Source organism: Chryseobacterium ginsengisoli (genome assembly GCF_039542325.1).
Classification (GTDB): Bacteria; Bacteroidota; Bacteroidia; order Flavobacteriales; family Weeksellaceae; genus Chryseobacterium; species Chryseobacterium ginsengisoli.
In genome coordinates this window covers 286136-303655 of sequence record NZ_BAABHX010000004.1, presented here as the reverse complement: position 1 = coordinate 303655, position 17520 = coordinate 286136, and the positions used below count along the sequence as shown (strand labels likewise).

At 31.5% G+C, this 17520-nt stretch carries 17 protein-coding genes and 1 tRNA gene; 8 read left to right on the top strand and 10 right to left on the bottom strand.

Annotated elements, in window-relative coordinates; genetic code table 11:
* Positions 1-39 precede the first annotated feature (39 nt).
* From ABD940_RS14700 to gwsS, 3 genes are all read left to right on the top strand, one after another.
* The gene (locus ABD940_RS14700) at positions 40-1029 is read left to right on the top strand and encodes a hypothetical protein (RefSeq protein ID WP_345205407.1); all 990 of its coding nucleotides are present in this window, start codon (positions 40-42) and stop codon (positions 1027-1029) included.
* Entirely contained in the window at positions 1026-1985 is a 960-nt protein-coding gene (locus tag ABD940_RS14695) for an ATP-grasp domain-containing protein (RefSeq protein ID WP_345205405.1), read from the top strand. Before ABD940_RS14700 ends, ABD940_RS14695 begins: the two co-directional genes overlap by 4 nt.
* 134 nt (positions 1986-2119) lie before the next feature.
* Positions 2120-3202: a grasp-with-spasm system SPASM domain peptide maturase gene (gene gwsS, locus ABD940_RS14690; RefSeq protein WP_345205402.1), complete on the top strand. Its 1083-nt coding sequence runs from the start codon at positions 2120-2122 to the stop codon at positions 3200-3202.
* 29 nt (positions 3203-3231) lie between these two features.
* Here gwsS and ABD940_RS14685 read toward each other — a convergent pair whose 3' ends face one another.
* The 3 genes from ABD940_RS14685 to ABD940_RS14675 all read right to left on the bottom strand — a co-directional run bounded on the left by ABD940_RS14685 (position 3232) and on the right by ABD940_RS14675 (position 9079).
* On the bottom strand, positions 3232-3609 hold the full coding sequence (locus tag ABD940_RS14685) for a hypothetical protein (protein WP_345205400.1): 378 nt from the start codon (positions 3607-3609) through the stop codon (positions 3232-3234).
* 68 nt (positions 3610-3677) lie between these two features.
* Positions 3678-4148, bottom strand: a complete 471-nt coding sequence (locus ABD940_RS14680) for an Lrp/AsnC family transcriptional regulator (protein ID WP_039371059.1) — start codon at positions 4146-4148, stop codon at positions 3678-3680.
* Positions 4149-4282: 134 nt separating this feature from the next.
* Positions 4283-9079: a translocation/assembly module TamB gene (locus ABD940_RS14675; RefSeq protein WP_345205394.1), complete on the bottom strand. Its 4797-nt coding sequence runs from the start codon at positions 9077-9079 to the stop codon at positions 4283-4285.
* A 4-nt stretch (positions 9080-9083) separates the two neighbouring features.
* Between ABD940_RS14675 and tsaD the strand changes: the two genes are divergently transcribed.
* The 3 genes from tsaD to ABD940_RS14660 are packed head-to-tail and all read left to right on the top strand — an operon-like array spanning position 9084 to position 11234.
* Positions 9084-10100, top strand: coding sequence for a tRNA (adenosine(37)-N6)-threonylcarbamoyltransferase complex transferase subunit TsaD (gene tsaD, locus ABD940_RS14670; RefSeq protein WP_345205391.1), 1017 nt, complete (start codon positions 9084-9086; stop codon positions 10098-10100).
* Positions 10097-10507: a hypothetical protein gene (locus ABD940_RS14665; RefSeq protein WP_345205389.1), complete on the top strand. Its 411-nt coding sequence runs from the start codon at positions 10097-10099 to the stop codon at positions 10505-10507. The genes tsaD and ABD940_RS14665 overlap by 4 nt, the downstream gene beginning before the upstream one ends.
* 31 nt (positions 10508-10538) lie before the next feature.
* Positions 10539-11234 carry an RsmE family RNA methyltransferase gene (locus ABD940_RS14660; protein WP_345205386.1) on the top strand — a complete coding sequence of 232 codons (696 nt, stop codon included), beginning with the start codon at positions 10539-10541 and terminating at the stop codon, positions 11232-11234.
* Here ABD940_RS14660 and ABD940_RS14655 read toward each other — a convergent pair.
* Positions 11231-11896: an XAC2610-related protein gene (locus tag ABD940_RS14655; protein WP_345205383.1), complete on the bottom strand. Its 666-nt coding sequence runs from the start codon at positions 11894-11896 to the stop codon at positions 11231-11233. The two genes, ABD940_RS14660 and ABD940_RS14655, sit on opposite strands and share 4 nt — an antisense overlap.
* Positions 11896-12570 carry a TrmH family RNA methyltransferase gene (locus ABD940_RS14650; RefSeq protein ID WP_345205381.1) on the bottom strand — a complete coding sequence of 225 codons (675 nt, stop codon included), beginning with the start codon at positions 12568-12570 and terminating at the stop codon, positions 11896-11898. The genes ABD940_RS14655 and ABD940_RS14650 overlap by 1 nt, the downstream gene beginning before the upstream one ends.
* A gap of 80 nt (positions 12571-12650) precedes the next feature.
* Here ABD940_RS14650 and ABD940_RS14645 point away from each other — a divergent pair, with 80 nt between their 5' ends.
* Positions 12651-13667 (top strand): asparaginase, encoded by a 1017-nt coding sequence (locus tag ABD940_RS14645; RefSeq protein WP_345205379.1) that lies wholly within the window; start codon positions 12651-12653, stop codon positions 13665-13667.
* A gap of 56 nt (positions 13668-13723) precedes the next feature.
* Positions 13724-13810, top strand: a tRNA-Ser gene (locus tag ABD940_RS14640).
* Between the two features lie 54 nt (positions 13811-13864).
* Here ABD940_RS14640 and ABD940_RS14635 read toward each other — a convergent pair.
* From ABD940_RS14635 to ABD940_RS14615, 5 genes are all read right to left on the bottom strand, one after another.
* Positions 13865-14107: a hypothetical protein gene (locus ABD940_RS14635; RefSeq protein WP_345205377.1), complete on the bottom strand. Its 243-nt coding sequence runs from the start codon at positions 14105-14107 to the stop codon at positions 13865-13867.
* A 145-nt stretch (positions 14108-14252) separates the two neighbouring features.
* Positions 14253-14948, bottom strand: a complete 696-nt coding sequence (locus ABD940_RS14630; protein ID WP_345205375.1) for a hypothetical protein — start codon at positions 14946-14948, stop codon at positions 14253-14255.
* A 248-nt stretch (positions 14949-15196) separates the two neighbouring features.
* The gene (locus ABD940_RS14625; RefSeq protein ID WP_345205372.1) at positions 15197-16729 is read right to left on the bottom strand and encodes a M20/M25/M40 family metallo-hydrolase; all 1533 of its coding nucleotides are present in this window, start codon (positions 16727-16729) and stop codon (positions 15197-15199) included.
* Between the two features lie 38 nt (positions 16730-16767).
* Positions 16768-17127, bottom strand: coding sequence for a hypothetical protein (locus ABD940_RS14620; protein WP_345205370.1), 360 nt, complete (start codon positions 17125-17127; stop codon positions 16768-16770).
* Between the two features lie 3 nt (positions 17128-17130).
* Positions 17131-17520, bottom strand: a complete 390-nt coding sequence (locus ABD940_RS14615; RefSeq protein WP_345205367.1) for a hypothetical protein — start codon at positions 17518-17520, stop codon at positions 17131-17133.

Here is a 17520-nt window from a genome sequence, read left to right as displayed (position 1 = left end):
AAATGAAACAGCTTTCTTTATATTAAACACAAATTAAATATGAAATTCAATTTAATTCCAATTTTTCTTTGTTTATTTTTAGTATTATCTGGACAAACAAAAATAACGAAAGCATATAATTATATCTACGCAGGTGAAGTAATGCTTAAAGAAAAGAAATATAATGAAGCTTTAAATTATTTTGAAAAATCATTTAAATTAGCTTATACTGACAATCCAAATTATTTACTAGATGCTGCTCACTCGGCTTTCAAATTAAACCAAGATAAACTTGCAGGTAGTTTTTTAGAAAAATCAATATTAGAATACAAAGTACCTTTAATTTTTTTAAAAACATACGACAAATTAAAAGAATTTAAAAATAATGAAACTTTTCAAAAAGTAATTAACAATTATAATTCTATTTATGGCAAATTCTATAGTAATAAAAAGAATTTAGATGCCTTTTTAGAAGTCGAGGAACTAAAGCATTATGATCAATACGTTAGAGAGATAGACGCATATTATTCCGGATATAATTCTGATGATTTTAATCAATTGGATGAAAATCATCAACCAAAAGAAATAAGTAATAAAGATTATATAAATTTTAGAGACAAGCTTATGGACAAAACTGATTCCTTAAATGCTTTGCGACTAATTGAAATAACTAAAAAATATGGCTATCAAAAGAATTCTTGGCTATTAATATGGCATCATAGAACAACTTACAATAAAGATGATTATTTTTGGAGTTATTTTAAACCTTTTATTCAAAAACAAATAGAAATTGGAAATATTGAAAAGTCATTTTTAGCTCAATTCGAAGATACAATAGATAGTCTTTATAATGGAAAACAAAAATATGGAACAACGTGGGATTATTCAGTTCCAATTGAAGATATAAAAAATGTTGATAAATTGAGAGAAGAGATTAACCTCCCACCTCTTTATTACAACTATTATGTTTACGGCTCACCCTTACCTGAAGATTATAAGCTTGATTATAAGGATTTCATTAAGATAATAATAAATAATATTAAAGAATGATTAATATTATTTCAGAAGCAGGTGATGTTTCCAGTAATGAAGTTATAGAGTATTTATTATCTTTCAAAAAAAACTTTAAAAGATTTAATGTTGAAGATCAATCATCATTAACCATATCTATAGATGATAATAACTTAAATCTTCCTTTTAAAAATACATTCCATAGGAGAGCAAGATTGAACACATTATCTAACGATCATAAAAACAGTATTTTCCGTGTTTATCTTAAAAATGAAGAGAATCCTGTTATTAAATCATTGGAATATATTGCCAAAAAAGAAAATCATAATTATGTTGGTGAATATAATGATGAAGAACAACATAACAAAATCATAGATTTATATATTGCAAAAGGCGTTGGGTTGAAAATACCAAAAACAATTGTTTCTAATAATCGAAGTGATATTCTAGCTTTTTTCCATGATTGTAATAAAAAAATTATTACTAAATGCATCAAATACCCTCTTAATATAAGACTTCAAAATTCTTCAATTGTTGGAAAGAACACTTTTTTTGTAAAACAAAAAGATATTAAAACTCTCGCTCAAATCAATACTTTAGGAATTTATCAGGAATATATTGAAAAACAATTTGAAATAAGAGTATTTTTTTACAAAAATGAAATATTCCCGATGGCAATTTTCTCTCAACAAAATAAAAAAACTAAAATTGATTATAGAGAATATGATGAAGAAAATCCAAATCGATATGTTCCATATAAGCTTCCAATTAATATCGAAGAAAAAATTAAGTTATTTTGTGTTAATAAAAATATAAATACTGGCTCAATTGATGTAATACTTGATAATAAAGACAACTATATTTTTTTAGAAAATAATCCACAAGGACAATTTGATTGGGTTTCTAAAAGTTGCAATTATTATATCGAAAAATTCATAGCCGAAGATTTAGTAAATCATGAAGAAAAATCAATTATCAATTTATCTGAAAAATAATGATAAAATTATGTTTGAACCTCAAGCAAACAAAAAAAATAAATTAAAAAATAAAATAACAATTAAAAAAATATCCACAGACAAATTTACAAACAGCAGTTTTTACAAACCAATAACTAAATTTATAAATTTTGATGACTTCTAAAAAAATTAAAATTTATACGAACTGCATTGCTGTCAAAGGGAGCAAGAATGCTATTATATGTGATTTACAAAGACATACTTTTGAAAATATTTCAGTAGATCTTTATAATTTTATAAATAATTATGATTCTATTGATATTGTAACCATTACTAAAATAGAGGGTAAAAAAAAAGCTAAAAAATACATAAAGTTTCTTATTGACCATGATTTTGCATTTCTTACAAGCAATCCAAAAAATTTTCCAAAACTAGATGTATCTTTCAATTATCCATTTGAAGTTTCCAACGCATCAATTACTGTCAATAAAAATACACCTATTGATAAGGTATTGAATGAACTTGAAAATCTTAATTGTAAATTTTTAGAATTTATTGTAGAAGAAAATGTGTTGGAAATCATTTCATACATTAATAATTATATAGAGAAAGAGCAAATGATTCTTTCTTCAATTGGTTTCGTTATCAAATACGAAAAAGGAGTTACAAAAGAAAAACTTTCTATTTTATTAAAAAAATTTCCTAGACTAATCTATATAATTACAATGAATTATATAGAAAATGACTTTATCCCACCAATACGACCAAACAATACAGGATATTTAATTTTCTCAAATACTTTATTCTTTTCAGAGAAATCTTGTGGTGTAGTTTGCTCTGGTTATTTTGCTTCTAATATAAAATTATTTACGGAAGCAATTAAGCACAATTCATGTCTTCATAAAAAGATATCAATCGATAAAGATGGAAACATAAAAAATTGTTCTGCGATGTCTCAAAGTTTTGGAAATATATATACTACAACTTTAGAACAAGCTCTTAACCAAAAGGATTTTAAAAAATATTGGAATCTTACAAAGGATAATATTGAAGTATGTAAAGATTGTGAATTCAGATATATTTGTACAGATTGTAGAGCTTATACCGAACAAAATCATATGAATGAAGATGGTTTAGATATTTCGAAACCATTAAAATGCGGATATAACCCTTATTCTGGAGAATGGAAAGAATGGAGTACAAATCCATTAAAACAAAAAGCAATTCAATCTTATGGATTACATGAATTAATGTAAAATGAATCTTATCACTAAAAATTTTGTTTTCACCTAAAAAACTTCCATTTCGGAATAATCGCCAACATACCAAAACCTGTAAAAAGGAAAAGGTTTGTCACATCTGTATAAAGGAAAGTGGATAAATAATAGCTGTGCATAAAAAAATGCAGTATTAACAATGCTGGAAAAGTAAATATGCCTATTTTTTTATAAAAAAACATTAAAACTAAACTGATAACCATTAATGCATCAATTGCGAAAACAGTGTAAGCATACCAAGATGGAATATTTAATGTTTCATGTTGAAGATATTCATCCAGATCGATCCCGAATCCCATTATCGTAAACAACAACAAGGCTGCAAAAGCCAGAATAAATCCCCATCCTTTCTTCGGATCTTCGTCAAAATAGCTGTATTCTTCCATAGGTACAAAAATAAAGAACTTATGAGAGATTTCATAAGTTCTTTTATATAATTCGTTTAAAATTTGAATTAGATAGAGATTGCGTTTATCAATCTGTTTTTGTCACTTAGGAATTCCTCCATAGAGATCATACTCTCAGTTCTCATTACATCCTGAATATCATCTATTTGATAGATAATTCTCTTCGCATCATCAGTATTCTTCGCTCTTACTTTACAGAAAATGTTATATTTTCCAGAAATAACGCTTGCTTCAATTACGTTAGGAAGAGTAGACAATTCTTTCAAAACTTCCTGAGTTCTGTTAGATTTTGTCAATAAAATTCCGATGAAAGCTGTGAAGTGATAGTCTAGCTTTCCGTAATCGATGTTAAGAGATGATCCCAAAATAATACCTGCATCCTCCATCTTTTTCACTCTTACGTGAATTGTTCCTGCAGACACGTCCATCTGTTTTGCAATTTCAGTAAAAGGCATTCTTGTGTTTTCTACTAAGAAATCAAGAATTTTCTTGTCTATTTCGTCCAGTTGATAGTTCATATTAGTTAAATTACAATTTTCTTAAAAAAACAATGTATTTTTTGCAAATTTATGAAAAATAATTTAACTAAAAAAATTATATCAAACATTAACAATAATTAACACGGATGATAAAAATCATTAAAAAATTAGAATTATTTCGCTTCTGATTTTGTAGAATCTGTTTTTATTTCAGTTTGTGCAGGCGTCTGTTTTTTATCTTTTTTCTTCTTTTTGAATATAGAATTGAAACTCTTGGTCCAAACGATACCTCCTCCATACGCTTGATTCGCAGTTCCGTTTGACCCCGCTCCATTTACCATTCCGATATTGGAAGGTTTGGAATATCCTCTTAAAATAAGACCTCCGTCATTCTTTTTAGAAATATCGTATTCTATCGTTCCTTCTCCCGAAAGATAATTTGTTTCTGTATTTTCGGTTTTTGTTAAAGGAATTCCCAATCCTGTTTTTACTTTAATTCTTGGCGAAAGTGCAAAACTGACTCCCGCATTTGCTCTGTCCCCTGTATTGGAATATTGATCCCCTTTTACATAATTAAGGTCAATCTGAAATTCGTTACTCATTGTATTAAGAACGGATCCCAATTGTTTTAAAAGCATATTATATCCTGAAGATTCGGCTACTCCCGCAACATCGACATCTACTCCACCAGTATTGGAAACGTTAAAACTACTTAACAATAACACAGAACCAAACTGAAGAACTTTTTCTCCTTCTTGGCTCATTTTTGCCGCCAAAGTTTCTTTAACCTGGCTGGAAACATCCAATGCAGTCACATTTAGGTCAACTTTCGGATCAATAAGCGATTGTGTAATATTGGCTTGAAGTAAAATACTGATCGGCTGTAAACTACCCATATTCAGATATTCTCCGGCGTTTGAAACCATTCTTACATAATTTGCAGTAATGTCTAAAGCAGGTTTCATAGCATCACCATCCCAACGAATACTACTGGCTTTCTCGATCTGGAAAGTTTTGTTTAGGATAGCTTTAGAAATAAACGTTCCATTATCCACTCTATATGTTCCGTTCATGGCAATATTTCCTTGTCGGTTCATCTGGAAACGTAGTTTTTCAGCAGCTCCTTTTACCATAATGCTTCCTACATCATCACCAATCAAAACATTTACTGTGGTTCCTTTATCAACATCCAAAGCAAAATCTATATTCATATTTGCCCCGGATTTCTTTTTATCTTCAAGAGTTACCAATCCATCTTTTCCTTCTTTTAAAAACCTCAGCATTTTAAATTCTTCCACATTAGAAGTTGAGCCAGAATTGAAAGTAAAAGTACTTCCACTCAATGCTTTCATATTCGGAGTTGATATGTTTAAACCTGAAACAGGTCCGTCAACATACAAATCCCCTTGTCCATAAACTCTTCCCCAGAAAAGATCCAAATCTTTCTGAGTAGTATTCAACATTAATAAATTATCCGCTCTCATTACAAGGTTGACACCCATCGAGGAAAGTGTCTCAAACTGAATCGCACCGGAAATATTCCCTTTAGAATTCGTTCTTCCATCATGAACTTCAACATTGTTGAGAATCGCCAAACCTTTCGTTAAAGGAATTACCGTATCATCAAAGGAATAATCTACTCCTGTAAATAATAGTTTTAAACCAAAACCTTTCAAAGCAATATCTCCACTATAATCCAGATTGCTGAATTTTCCTGCGATTTTAAGATCTCCCGTTGCTTTTCCTCTTAAATTTCCAAAAACTGTGGTGACAAACTGTTGAGCAAAAGCTACATCAAAGTCTCTCATTTCCGCAGTTAAATCGATCGTTGGCGAAGAAGTATTATTATTAACTGTCCCTGTAACATGAAGACTGTTATTTCCAATAACTCCGGCAGAATTCACCTTGATATCAACATCGTAAACATTCAATGAGAAACCATTCGTGGCAGAAATAGTAATATCTCCCATGTCATTTCCGTTCATCATAATATCATCGATCGTCATATCGACTAAAGGCTGAAGTGTGTTCTTATCCATCTTGATTTTCACACTTCCGTTGGCAAGACCTTTAAGATTTAAGGAATTTCCTCCGGCTTGCATATCCATCAGTTTTTCGATAGCAAAATTGTTGACTTCTGCATCTACGTAAAAATCTTTTGCCGATTTAAACTGAGCTTCTTTCACAAATAATGCGCTGTTATCAGAATAAATCCTCAGATTCTGAATATCAAAATCACCTTCTTTTTTACGATAGGTAATAGAATGATTTAGTTCAGGACTTGTATCAATCGCCCAAGTCACATCATTAAATTTCACTTCCGTCGGCTCAAACCTGAAAACAAAATCCCCTCCTGCATTGGTTGACTGGTTGACATTGATCGCGTATTCTTTGAGATTATCATCCAATTCATCTTCAGGACTTCCATGTTTGAATTTTGTAGCTAAATGAAGAATTGAATTATTTTCGTTTCTTCCACTTAAGGTAATGTCTTTAAGAACATTTTTATTGTATAAGACTCTATTAATTTTAGCAAAAATTTGTTGATCAAGATTTGCCGTATTTATTCTTACCATCACACTGTCCACCATTGCGCTGTCTCGTGTGATGTTGTCTCTTTCATTAATTTTATATGCAGGATTAGAAGCAGCTAAAGCTTTATCAGCTTCCGTGATTTCCTGAGTTTTGGTCATTATATATTTTAATGATGCCGCGTCAAGATTTAAGATCAAATTATTTGAATTACCATCATATTGACCTTCAACTTTCGCACCTTGAGGAATTTTCAGATCCGGTAAAAAGTAACTTACCAAACCTTGCTGAACATCAAAATTCATCGCAAAATTCTGACCTCTGTATAATTTTCTCGGAGCAGGACCGACTAAGATTTTATTTAAACCGTTTTCTACCATTCCGGCAAGATCTCCTAAACTATATCTTCCTGAAATTTTTCCGTTTACTGCTCCAGGTGCATCAACATCGATGACACGACCGCCGTTTTCAATAAAAGTTTTCACTTTTGCATTCGGGATAGAGTATTTCTGCGTTGCTGTTGAGAAATTAATTCCGTTGGCTTCAACATCTAAAGTTAAATCATTAATGGAAGTCATTGCCATTTTACCGTTCACCTTTCCGCTTACAATCTGGTTGCCCGGTTTATTGGTAAAATAATTCATATTCAAATAATTAACATCAGCATCCACATTCATGGAAATTCTTGGAGTACTGAAATCAATTAAACCTTTAATTGTTGCTTTTGCCTGTTCATCATTTACGGTGATTAATCCGTTATATTTTTTATGATCCAATAATCCGTCTAAGTAAAGATTATTGATCTCTTTATTCATAATTTCAACGCTTGTGATCTGAGATTTTGTAGTTAATCTCATCGTATTCACATCGAAACTCTGTCCGTTAATATCAAACCTTCCGGAAATTAAACCAACCGATTTATTTTTAGTAATAACTGACGTATTCAAATCTTTAACCTCAGCAATTCCTACATATTTTGGCATTGGAGAACTATAATCTGTCAAAGAAAAGTTTGTGATTTTTGCCTGTCCGATTCCAGTCATTAAGTTTCCGTTCGAAACAAATACTCTATTAGAATTTACACTTGCTGTCCCGTTATATTTTAGCTTTCCAAAGTCATCCGCGAAATTCTTCATCTTTTTGGAAATAAATGAAGGCATCATCGCTTTCAGGTCTTTATAAGTAAAATCCGCAGAAAGATTATTGGTTTCAATTAAAAACTTACCGCCTTTAAGCAGTTTATCGACCTTCATTGTTTTGGTGGCGATGTTCACATCAGGATTTCGGATCAGAAAATTTTCAAGCTTAAAATTATTTAATGGACCAGTCATTTGCCCCGCGATATTAAATGGAATAAAATTATCCCAATTGGTAACAAAATAGCTGATATCATAACCACTCAACTGACTTCCCTGCTTGATATTCATTTCCCATTTTACTTTGTCAGCAAAATCAGCCCACGATCCGTCGTCGTGAAGATTAAATTTAATATCTCCCTGCAAAAGTGAGTGATCTGTATTCAAAGTCAGGTCTTTTAATGCAAGAAAATCTTTTGTCATTGACAATTCTGTAGAAAAAGTATCTACAAAATGAGATTTGCCCCATCTTTTTGTCGTGAAAGACATATTATTGATTAAAGCAGAGATATTTCGTCCGTTTACTTTTACGTTCGGAGCTTTAAGATTGAAATTTGTAGCTGTTAACCATTTTCCTTTTTCTCCTGGAGAATTAAGGTTAACAATAGAAACTTTAGAGTCCAGAATCTGCAACCTTGAATTTAACTGAAAAGGCGGTTTGTTCGGATCCCGTTTTTTCCCACTGTCGAATAATTGTGTAAAACGGATAAAATTTGAGATACTGTCACCTTTATAAGTAATGACTTTTACATCAGCATTTTTTAAGGTTAGAGAATTAAAACTTAGAGAATTGTGTTTTCCGATATTGGTAGCCAAAGAAAACCAATCTGAATTGGCAATGAATTCTTTTGACTGAATAAAATCATAGCCTTTGTAATCCTTTATTTTTAAGCCTTTAATCTTAACATTTCCGAAGAAATTCACTTCAACACTTTCTGTTGACATCTGTGCTTTGAAATCTTTATTTACAATTTGTAAAGCCTGATCTGCAGCCCATTGTTTCGTCACAGGAAGATTAATAATGATAAAAACAGCAGTAACAAGACCTAATATAAGCCAAAAAAGAATCAATAAAAGTCTTGCCCACCAAGAATAACTTGTAACATCTTTTACAGCCTGTTTTCCAAACTCTTCAGCTGTCTGTACGGGATGATGAATCGCGTCTGAAGCCAGTTCAGATGCTTCTTTAACTGTTTCCTTTACAACGCCTTCTGCATTCTCAACAGCCTTCTGTACCTGATCACCTAAGTTTCCAGCTACCGATTTTTTCTCATTCTCGTTATTATTCTCTAACTTTGCCATTATTATGAGCGACTCTATAATTTTAGGTATTGAATCGTCTTGCGACGACACATCAGCAGCTATCATCAAGGGAAATTCTATTCTGTCGAATATTGCAGCGAATCAGGCTATCCATAAAGAATATGGAGGTGTTGTTCCCGAATTGGCTTCGCGTGCACATCAGCAAAATATCATCCCCGTTGTTGAAAAATCTTTAACTAAAGCAAATATACAACAAAATGCAATTTCTGCGATAGGATTTACACGCGGACCCGGACTTTTGGGATCACTTCTCGTGGGAACTTCATTTGCTAAGTCTTTGGCAATGAGTTTGGATGTTCCGTTGATTGAAGTAAACCATCTCCAGGCGCACATTTTAGCCCATTTCATTGAGGATGCAAATCCTATGCCGCCCAAATTTCCGTTTCTGTGTCTTACGGTAAGCGGAGGTCATACAATGATCGTTTTGGTGAAGGATTATTTTGATATGGAAATTATCGGAAAAACCATTGATGATGCTGCAGGAGAAGCATTTGACAAGATCGGAAAAATCTTTGATCTGGATTATCCGGCAGGTCCGATTATTGACAGATTGGCTAAAGAAGGAAATCCTGATTCATATAAATTTAATAAACCAAAATTAGAGAATTACGATTATTCTTTCAGTGGAATTAAGACTTCTGTTTTGTATTTTATACAAAAAGAAGTTAAAAAAAATCCTGATTTTATTAAAAATAACATGAATGATCTTTGTGCTTCCGTTCAGAAAACCATCATTGAAATTCTGATGAATAAGTTAGAAAAAGCAACAAAAGATCTAGATATAAAAGAAGTGGCAATTGCAGGTGGAGTTTCTGCCAATTCGGCTTTGAGACAAGCGATGCAGGATAATCATGAAAAACTGGGATGGAATATTTACATCCCGAAATTTGAATATACAACTGATAATGCTGCAATGATTGCAATGGTTGCACAGCTGAAATTTGAGCGAGGAGAATTTACAGATTTAAGAACGTCTGCAACAGCAAAATACGATTTATGAAAATACTTTTAGAAGAAAAAATACTTGGAACTCAATCTAAGAAAAATTCAAAATATTATTGGGTACTGGAAACGATAACAGGAAAAAACGAAGTCGTTGCCGAAGCTGAAGAAGACGATTTTTTGATGAATAGTTCAGAGATTGGATATATTCAAAATATAAAGGAAGAGATCGTAGAGAAAATTAATTCAGAAAATGTATTTAGTTTTACTTACGAACCGAAAGAAGGAGATTATTTATCCATCAAAAATAATTTAAGAAAAAACGAATATTTGAATTTAATTTTCATGAACAATAAGTGGATTGAAGAAATCTACGCATGTTCATACAGAGATTGTGAAGGCGATATTTATACCACGATAAAAACCGGTGTGGCATTTTTAAGCGATAATGAAATTTACTTTTAATAATCACTTATCTATAAAATTCAGGCAGAATATGAAACTTTTTTTTGGCGAAATCAATAACGGAAAGGCAATAATTAATGATGAAGAGCAACAACATATTGTAAAAGTTCTTCGCATGAAAAATGGTGAAGAAATCTATGTGACAGATGGAAAAGGAAATCTAGCTTCGGGAAAACTGATGATTGAAGGTAAAAAAGCAAATATCGAAGTTTCCGAAATTAAAAGTGATTATCCTGATTTCAACCCAAAACTTCATATTGCCATTGCTCCAACGAAAAATATTGACCGTATCGAGTTTTTCGTAGAAAAAGCTGTAGAAATGGGAATTTCTGAGATCACCATTTTACAGACTGAAAAAACAGAACGTAGAAATATTAATATCGATAAATTAAGAAAACAAGCAATTGCCGCTTCTAAGCAAAGCTTGAGATTTCACTTTCCTATCATTAATGATTTGACTAAAATTCAGGATTTTCTGAAAAATATCAATCCTGAACATACTTTTGTGGCTCATTGTCACGAAAATTTAGATAGGATTGAATTAAAACAAATTCCTAAACTACAGGAAATTACATTCTTAATAGGTCCGGAAGGAGATTTTTCTGAAAAAGAAATTTCATTTTTGGCTGAAAATAATATAAAAGCAGTTTCATTAGGCAATCAAAGATTGAGAACGGAAACTGCGGGAATTTTTGTTGCAGCTTGGAATTACAATAAGATGATTTAGTAATCTTCACCTTCAACTTGTTCATAGGTTTTTACAAATTTCCCGTTTTTGTAATTGTATGTTTCAAAATGATATTCTGTTGGACCAATATGATATTTGGAAGTAATTTCTTTATCCTTTTTATTAAGTATAGGATTTAAAATACCGCTAAAGGATTGACAAAGATTATATTTCTTACTTTTTTTATCATAGATCCATAAATAGTATTCCACATCAACCATTCCAACAAATTTTATCATTTTAACATCTGGAAATCCATCAAAATTCCAGTCTTCATTGGATGAGAAATCGAATTCATAATCGTGATAAATAATTGCAGAATCTTTAGGAATTTTTATTTCCTGTATAAGTTTACCTGATTTAAGAATTTTTATTTTTCTAAGATTAACAACTTCATTTTTTTGCTCCTCGCAATAAATTTTATATTTAAAATTGTTATTTGTCTTTTCAATAGTATATTTCCTAATAATTTGCGATCTCTCTCTTTCCTCTTCCTGCTGAATCTTTAAAATTTCTTCATTGCTTAACTCTTTTTCAGGCTGATCATCTTTTATGACAACAGGAGAATCTTGTACAGCTTTACTTACTGTTGAATTTATTTTTTCGGCTTTTTTGCATGAAAAAAATGTGAGTGAAATAATCAATAAAATTATGATTCTCATTAACTAAAATCAATGTTATTATCCTTCAAATATTTATCAAAAATCTGTTGTCCGCTTCTGATGGAATTTACTGTCCAAAGAATTTTCTTTCTTAAAAGTTTTTCTTCGTTTAATTTATAATCAATGTCTGACTTGATCAGCTTTTGTTTCAATTCATACATACAGATTGAAGCAGCAACCGACACATTAAAACTTCTCGTAAAACCATACATCGGAATTGCCAATGTTTCATCTGCAAAATCCAGAATTTCCTGTGAAACACCTTCCATTTCTGTTCCGAAAACCAAAGCTATCGGTTCTGTAATTTCGTATTCAGGAAGCATTTTAGCGTTATTTTCCAGTGAAACAACGACTATTTTGTAACCTCTATCTTTAATTTTTTGAAAAGACTCCATATTTCTGGGAAGTTTTTCCACTTCAACCCAAGTATCTGCACCTTTTGTTACACGAAGATTGGGTTCAAAACTATACTCTTCCTGCAAAGCCACCACTTTATGAAAACCACAAGCTTCCACAGAGCGTACAATCGCCGCCGCATTTCGAAACTGATAAATATCTTCTACGACAGGAAGCACAAAATCTGAACTTTCCGGTGAGAAATGTTCAATTTTTGCTAATCTTTCCTCTGTTAAAAACTGTTTTAAATACTCAAAAGTTTGTTCTAAATCTTTCATTCATTTTCAAATCTTTGCAAATTAACGTAATTTTGAGGAACGAACCTGAATCAGGTTTAAAAATCTAAGAAAAGTCCTCTATGAAAAGAAAAGTCCTGTTGATATACACCGGTGGAACGATCGGTATGGAGAAAGATTATGAAACTGGAAGCCTTCGTGCCTTTGATTTTGGAAATATTTTTGAGAAAATGCCCGAAATGAAGCTCATGGAATGCGAAGTGTTTGTACATCCTTTCGAAAAACCGCTTGACTCTTCAGATATGGGACCCGAAGAATGGAAAATTATCGCTCATTACATTCATAAAAATTATGAAAAATATGATGGCTTTTTAATTCTTCACGGAACAGATACAATGTCTTATACTGCTTCTGCATTGAGTTTCATGTTAAAAGGATTGACAAAACCCGTAATTTTGACAGGTTCACAACTTCCGATCGGAGATTTAAGAACAGATGCAAAGGAAAATCTTTTGACGAGCTTGTATTACGCAAGTTTGTATGAAAATGATGAAGCAGTCATTCAGGAAGTTGCGATTTATTTTGAATATAAATTATTAAGAGGAAACCGTACGCTGAAATATTCTGCGGAGTATTTTGATGCTTATTCCAGTCCGAACTACCCTATTCTTGGGCAATCCGGAGTTCATTTAAATATTATTAAAGATAATCTTCACCGTGGCGATTCAAGTAGTGAATTTTATGTAGACGATCATATTTCGGAAGATATTATTTTCTGGAGAATCTTTCCGGGAATGAATCTTAATCATTTTAAAGAAATCCCGAAGATGAAGGTTTTAATTCTTCAGGTTTTTGGATCTGGAACTATTTTCAGTAGCGAAAAAACGGTAGAAACATTACAGCAAATCAGAAACAACGGAACAGAGATCGTAGTTGTAAGCCAGTGTATTTCAGGAGGAATATCATTCGGAAAATATGAAAATAGCAATATTTTCTCAAGAATCGGAGCCATCAGCGGAAAAGATATGACTGCGGAAAGTGCGATCACAAAAGCAATGCATTTAATTGATAATCCAAATTACGAAGGAAGTTTTGCTGATAACTTTTCCAAAAGCCTTTGTGGAGAAATTTCCGAGTAATTGCATTTTGAGTTTGCAGATTCAAGAAAATACCCTATTTTTGCAGTCTCAAATAAAGAGAGGTGTCCGAGTGGTTGAAGGAGCTACCCTGGAAAGGTAGTATGCGGGTAACTGTATCGAGGGTTCGAATCCCTTCCTCTCTGCAAAAAAAAGTCTTAGGTTTTATACCTGAGACTTTTTTTATTTCCAAATTTATTTTATTTTTTTTCTTTTACTGAGTTTGTCAAATCAACTTTCAAATGATACATTTTATCACTACTTCGATCTTTAACCTCTGTATAAATTATTCCTGTTTTTGTATCTAAAATTGACATATAAACATCACTATATTTTGTATCAATTGGAATATACCTTCCTGTGTTGTTGAAAAAAATAAATATTAACGAGGCACAAATGAAGCCTGCAACAAAAAACAATAAATGTATTAAATTTCTTCTCATTATATATTTTAAATGTTTTGAAAGGTAAAAAAATTTGTTGATTAAATAAAAATCCCAATCAAAAAGACTGGGATTTTCGTTTGAAAAAAAGTACCAACTCGTTTTCAAACTACAATTTAGCTATATGAATGTTTTGGTGTAAAAATTAATTGCACATGGTGAGAAACTGATGGCTCATCTGTACTTTGAATCTTGCCTCAGATTTTAATTTTATATAAATCATACTTTCGAAAGCGCGAACGTCTTTTAATTTCTGATCAATAAATTCTGCGATCTGAACAATAGAGAATAAAAAATCTCTGTAAACAGCAATATTTACCGTTTGTCCATAAACCGGAAGATAAGCTTTCAGGAAAGGGATTGTCGATTGATGCTGATTGTAATTCACACAATATTCAGCTCCGTTTCTTGAGGTAATTATTTCACAATTGTTGATGAAATCAAGTATATTTTTATTTTCCTGATCATTATTTTTAGAAAAATGTCTGTTGATTTTATCTAAAATATGTTGAGCATATTCCATCATCGTGATTGTTTTCCATTCGAACTGATGCTTTATATTTTTTGTATTTTTCACGGATTTTCCGTCTTCACAATTTGTGCAGAAAGAAATTCCGATCTTATCATAATCCGGGAAAAAGCAATCCTTGATCTGAATCGAAGCATCCGCCTGAAGTCTGTCATTCGCGAAATTATAATACAAATAAGAGCTGTATAATTTCGAAAGTTCTTTGAGATAATCTATCTCACTTGTATTCTGATATTCTTCAAACCATTTTTCAAGGTTGTCGTAATAGCGGTTTTCAAATTCATTAAAACTTAAATATAATGGCAGTTCCATAGCTTTGTATTTTTGATATGACAAAACTAATGGCGTAATACGACAAAACTTGACGTGTTATTTTTTGTTTTAATTTTTTTTTTGAATTGTCTCTAAGTTAGAGTGTAATAAAGTGAAAAATCTTAGGAATCCTTCGACTGCTTCGCGCTCAGGATGACATCTCTAATACTAACTGTTATTAATGTTGAGTTGTTTTTAATTGTAAAATTATCATTCATCATTCATCATTCATCATTCATCATTAAAAACTATTTATCATAATTCAACATAATGAATTCAAAATAATGGATCATTTTCATGTAATTTTCGATGCTTAGATATTCATTGGTGTTGTGAATGGACTGTTTTTCAGCATCATTGATTTTGATAGGCATAAAACGGTAAATATTTTTGCTGACAATCTGATATTTATAAGCATCGGTCGCACCTACTGTGAGATAAGGTGTCGCAATCGCTGTCGGATGAATTTCTTTGATTGCTGCTTCAATTAATTTAAATGCTTTTGTATTAGTTGGTGAAACATCTGAAGCTTCTTTTACACTGTCAACTTCTTCAATTTCCACATCAAAACCTTTGGTGGCATTGGCAATATGCTCTTTAACATCTTTAACTGAATTTCCGGGAAGAAGTCTAAAATTGACCACGAATTCCACTTCAGGCGAAAGAACGTTTGGTGCATCACTTCCTTTCATCATAGTTAACGCTGTTGTTGTTCGGACTAAAGCGTTGGTGGAATTATTTTTTGTCAATTGAGCTAAAAGTACTGGTTTTAATAACCATTGATTGGAAATTCCCATTCGATTCACAAACGACATTGATCCACCAATATTCGTAAAAAATTCATTGATCAATGGAGTAATCATAGGTTTCATCTGATCGTGTTCCAGTCTTTGCATAATAACTGCAGCTTTTCCGATTGCGCTTTCCATCGGAGGCATAGAAGCATGACCGCCTAATCCTTTTACTTTAATCTTAACGGAAAGAAAACCTTTTTCTGCACAGCCAATCACTGCAACATCGGAATCGATTCCCGCAACACTCCCCTTTTCTAAAATCAAGCCGCCTTCGTCATAAACAGCATCAAATTTTATGTTTTTACTTTTAAAATATTCAGCAATTTTTACTGCGCCCTGTTGTCCGCCAACTTCTTCGTCAAATCCAAAAGCTAAGTAAATATCACGTTGTGGAACATGCTTATTTTTAATTAAATTATTCATGGATTCCATCAGAGAGAAAAGCATTCCTTTCATATCGATTGATCCTCTTCCGTAGATTCTTCCATTGGCAACTGCTCCGGAAAACGGTCCGAAATCCCAATCTTCCGCAACTTTGGAAACAGCAGGTAAAGGTTTATCATCGGGTCTGAAAATATTTTCGCTTTTATCTTTCACATCCGCATCTCCGGGAGGAACGACATCTGTGTGAGAAAGAAATAAAATCGGATCAAGAGACGAATTTTTGCCTTTTAACTTAAAAACTAAACCGTATTTATTAACTTCTGTAAACTCTGTATTTTCGTAAATTAAGGGATAGGAAGTTCTTAGATATTCTTTTATTGTATCAAATGTGGAATAATCAAAAGTGCCCAATTCTCCTGAAGAAACTGTCGCAATTTTCAGTCCACCCGAAAATCTTTGAATAGCTGAATCGTTTTTAACAAATTTCCAACCTTCAGAAGTTTTTGAGTTTATTTTTTTGAAAGGATAGGTGAATGTTTTGATTAAAACAATAATTATTAAGACGATAACAACACTCAGAATAATGAAAAGAAGTTTCCTCATGATGATTTTATTTTAAATCAAATATAATGAAGATATTTTCATTTTAAAATCCTCAATTTCTTGTCATACATATCATAAATTATTTTACAATGATCTTTTTTATAGAGTGTGAGGTAAGTAACATTTTTCTTCTTTACTATAGAATCTCCTAATTTAATAAGTGTAAAAAAATCTAAATCATCTATATAAATCTTTTTATAGTCGGAAGATTTTATTAAATAAGTATGACTCATTTGATCATAAGAACGATAAATAACTCTCCCATTAAAATGCTGCTCAAAATATTCATATTTATCAGAATTTGGATCAAAAACCTGCTTTACAATTCCAAAACAGAAAACTCCAGCAAAGAAGTACAATATAATTTTGGTGAAATTTTGTTTTAAAAATTCCATCATGAACTAATTTACGTCTATAAAATAAGTACTTTTCTTTCCCTTAGTAAGTTTCTGCATAAAATTACTTTTATCAACTCGAATTGTATCTGATCCTTTTATTATTTTCAAATTTTCAAATGGAAAATAATCGGAATTTGGTGCTCCAATATATGAGAACAAAAAGATGTTTGTATTTTTATCTAACTTATATAAAGCATTTTTATCTGATGAATTACTCTTCTTTGAAACAATAGAATCATAAAATGGTCCTTCATTAGCCAATAAACGAGATTCTATTGCACGATTTGTTTCAACATAAATATTATCCTGTGATCTGTTCGCAACATATATTGAATAACCAGGATCACAACTTATCAACAAGCCAAATAAAAGTACAATGATTATTTTTTTCAT

Bases quoted from the DNA above. Each gene is read 5' to 3' on its own strand.
- ABD940_RS14700 (WP_345205407.1), top strand. From the start codon at position 40: ATGAAATTCAATTTAATTCCAATTTTTCTTTGTTTATTTTTAGTATTA.
- ABD940_RS14695 (WP_345205405.1), top strand. From the start codon at position 1,026: ATGATTAATATTATTTCAGAAGCAGGTGATGTTTCCAGTAATGAAGTT.
- gwsS (WP_345205402.1), top strand. From the start codon at position 2,120: ATGACTTCTAAAAAAATTAAAATTTATACGAACTGCATTGCTGTCAAA.
- ABD940_RS14685 (WP_345205400.1), bottom strand. From the start codon at position 3,609: ATGGAAGAATACAGCTATTTTGACGAAGATCCGAAGAAAGGATGGGGA.
- ABD940_RS14680 (WP_039371059.1), bottom strand. From the start codon at position 4,148: ATGAACTATCAACTGGACGAAATAGACAAGAAAATTCTTGATTTCTTA.
- ABD940_RS14675 (WP_345205394.1), bottom strand. From the start codon at position 9,079: ATGGCAAAGTTAGAGAATAATAACGAGAATGAGAAAAAATCGGTAGCT.
- tsaD (WP_345205391.1), top strand. From the start codon at position 9,084: ATGAGCGACTCTATAATTTTAGGTATTGAATCGTCTTGCGACGACACA.
- ABD940_RS14665 (WP_345205389.1), top strand. From the start codon at position 10,097: ATGAAAATACTTTTAGAAGAAAAAATACTTGGAACTCAATCTAAGAAA.
- ABD940_RS14660 (WP_345205386.1), top strand. From the start codon at position 10,539: ATGAAACTTTTTTTTGGCGAAATCAATAACGGAAAGGCAATAATTAAT.
- ABD940_RS14655 (WP_345205383.1), bottom strand. From the start codon at position 11,896: ATGAGAATCATAATTTTATTGATTATTTCACTCACATTTTTTTCATGC.
- ABD940_RS14650 (WP_345205381.1), bottom strand. From the start codon at position 12,570: ATGAAAGATTTAGAACAAACTTTTGAGTATTTAAAACAGTTTTTAACA.
- ABD940_RS14645 (WP_345205379.1), top strand. From the start codon at position 12,651: ATGAAAAGAAAAGTCCTGTTGATATACACCGGTGGAACGATCGGTATG.
- ABD940_RS14635 (WP_345205377.1), bottom strand. From the start codon at position 14,107: ATGAGAAGAAATTTAATACATTTATTGTTTTTTGTTGCAGGCTTCATT.
- ABD940_RS14630 (WP_345205375.1), bottom strand. From the start codon at position 14,948: ATGGAACTGCCATTATATTTAAGTTTTAATGAATTTGAAAACCGCTAT.
- ABD940_RS14625 (WP_345205372.1), bottom strand. From the start codon at position 16,729: ATGAGGAAACTTCTTTTCATTATTCTGAGTGTTGTTATCGTCTTAATA.
- ABD940_RS14620 (WP_345205370.1), bottom strand. From the start codon at position 17,127: ATGATGGAATTTTTAAAACAAAATTTCACCAAAATTATATTGTACTTC.
- ABD940_RS14615 (WP_345205367.1), bottom strand. From the start codon at position 17,520: ATGAAAAAAATAATCATTGTACTTTTATTTGGCTTGTTGATAAGTTGT.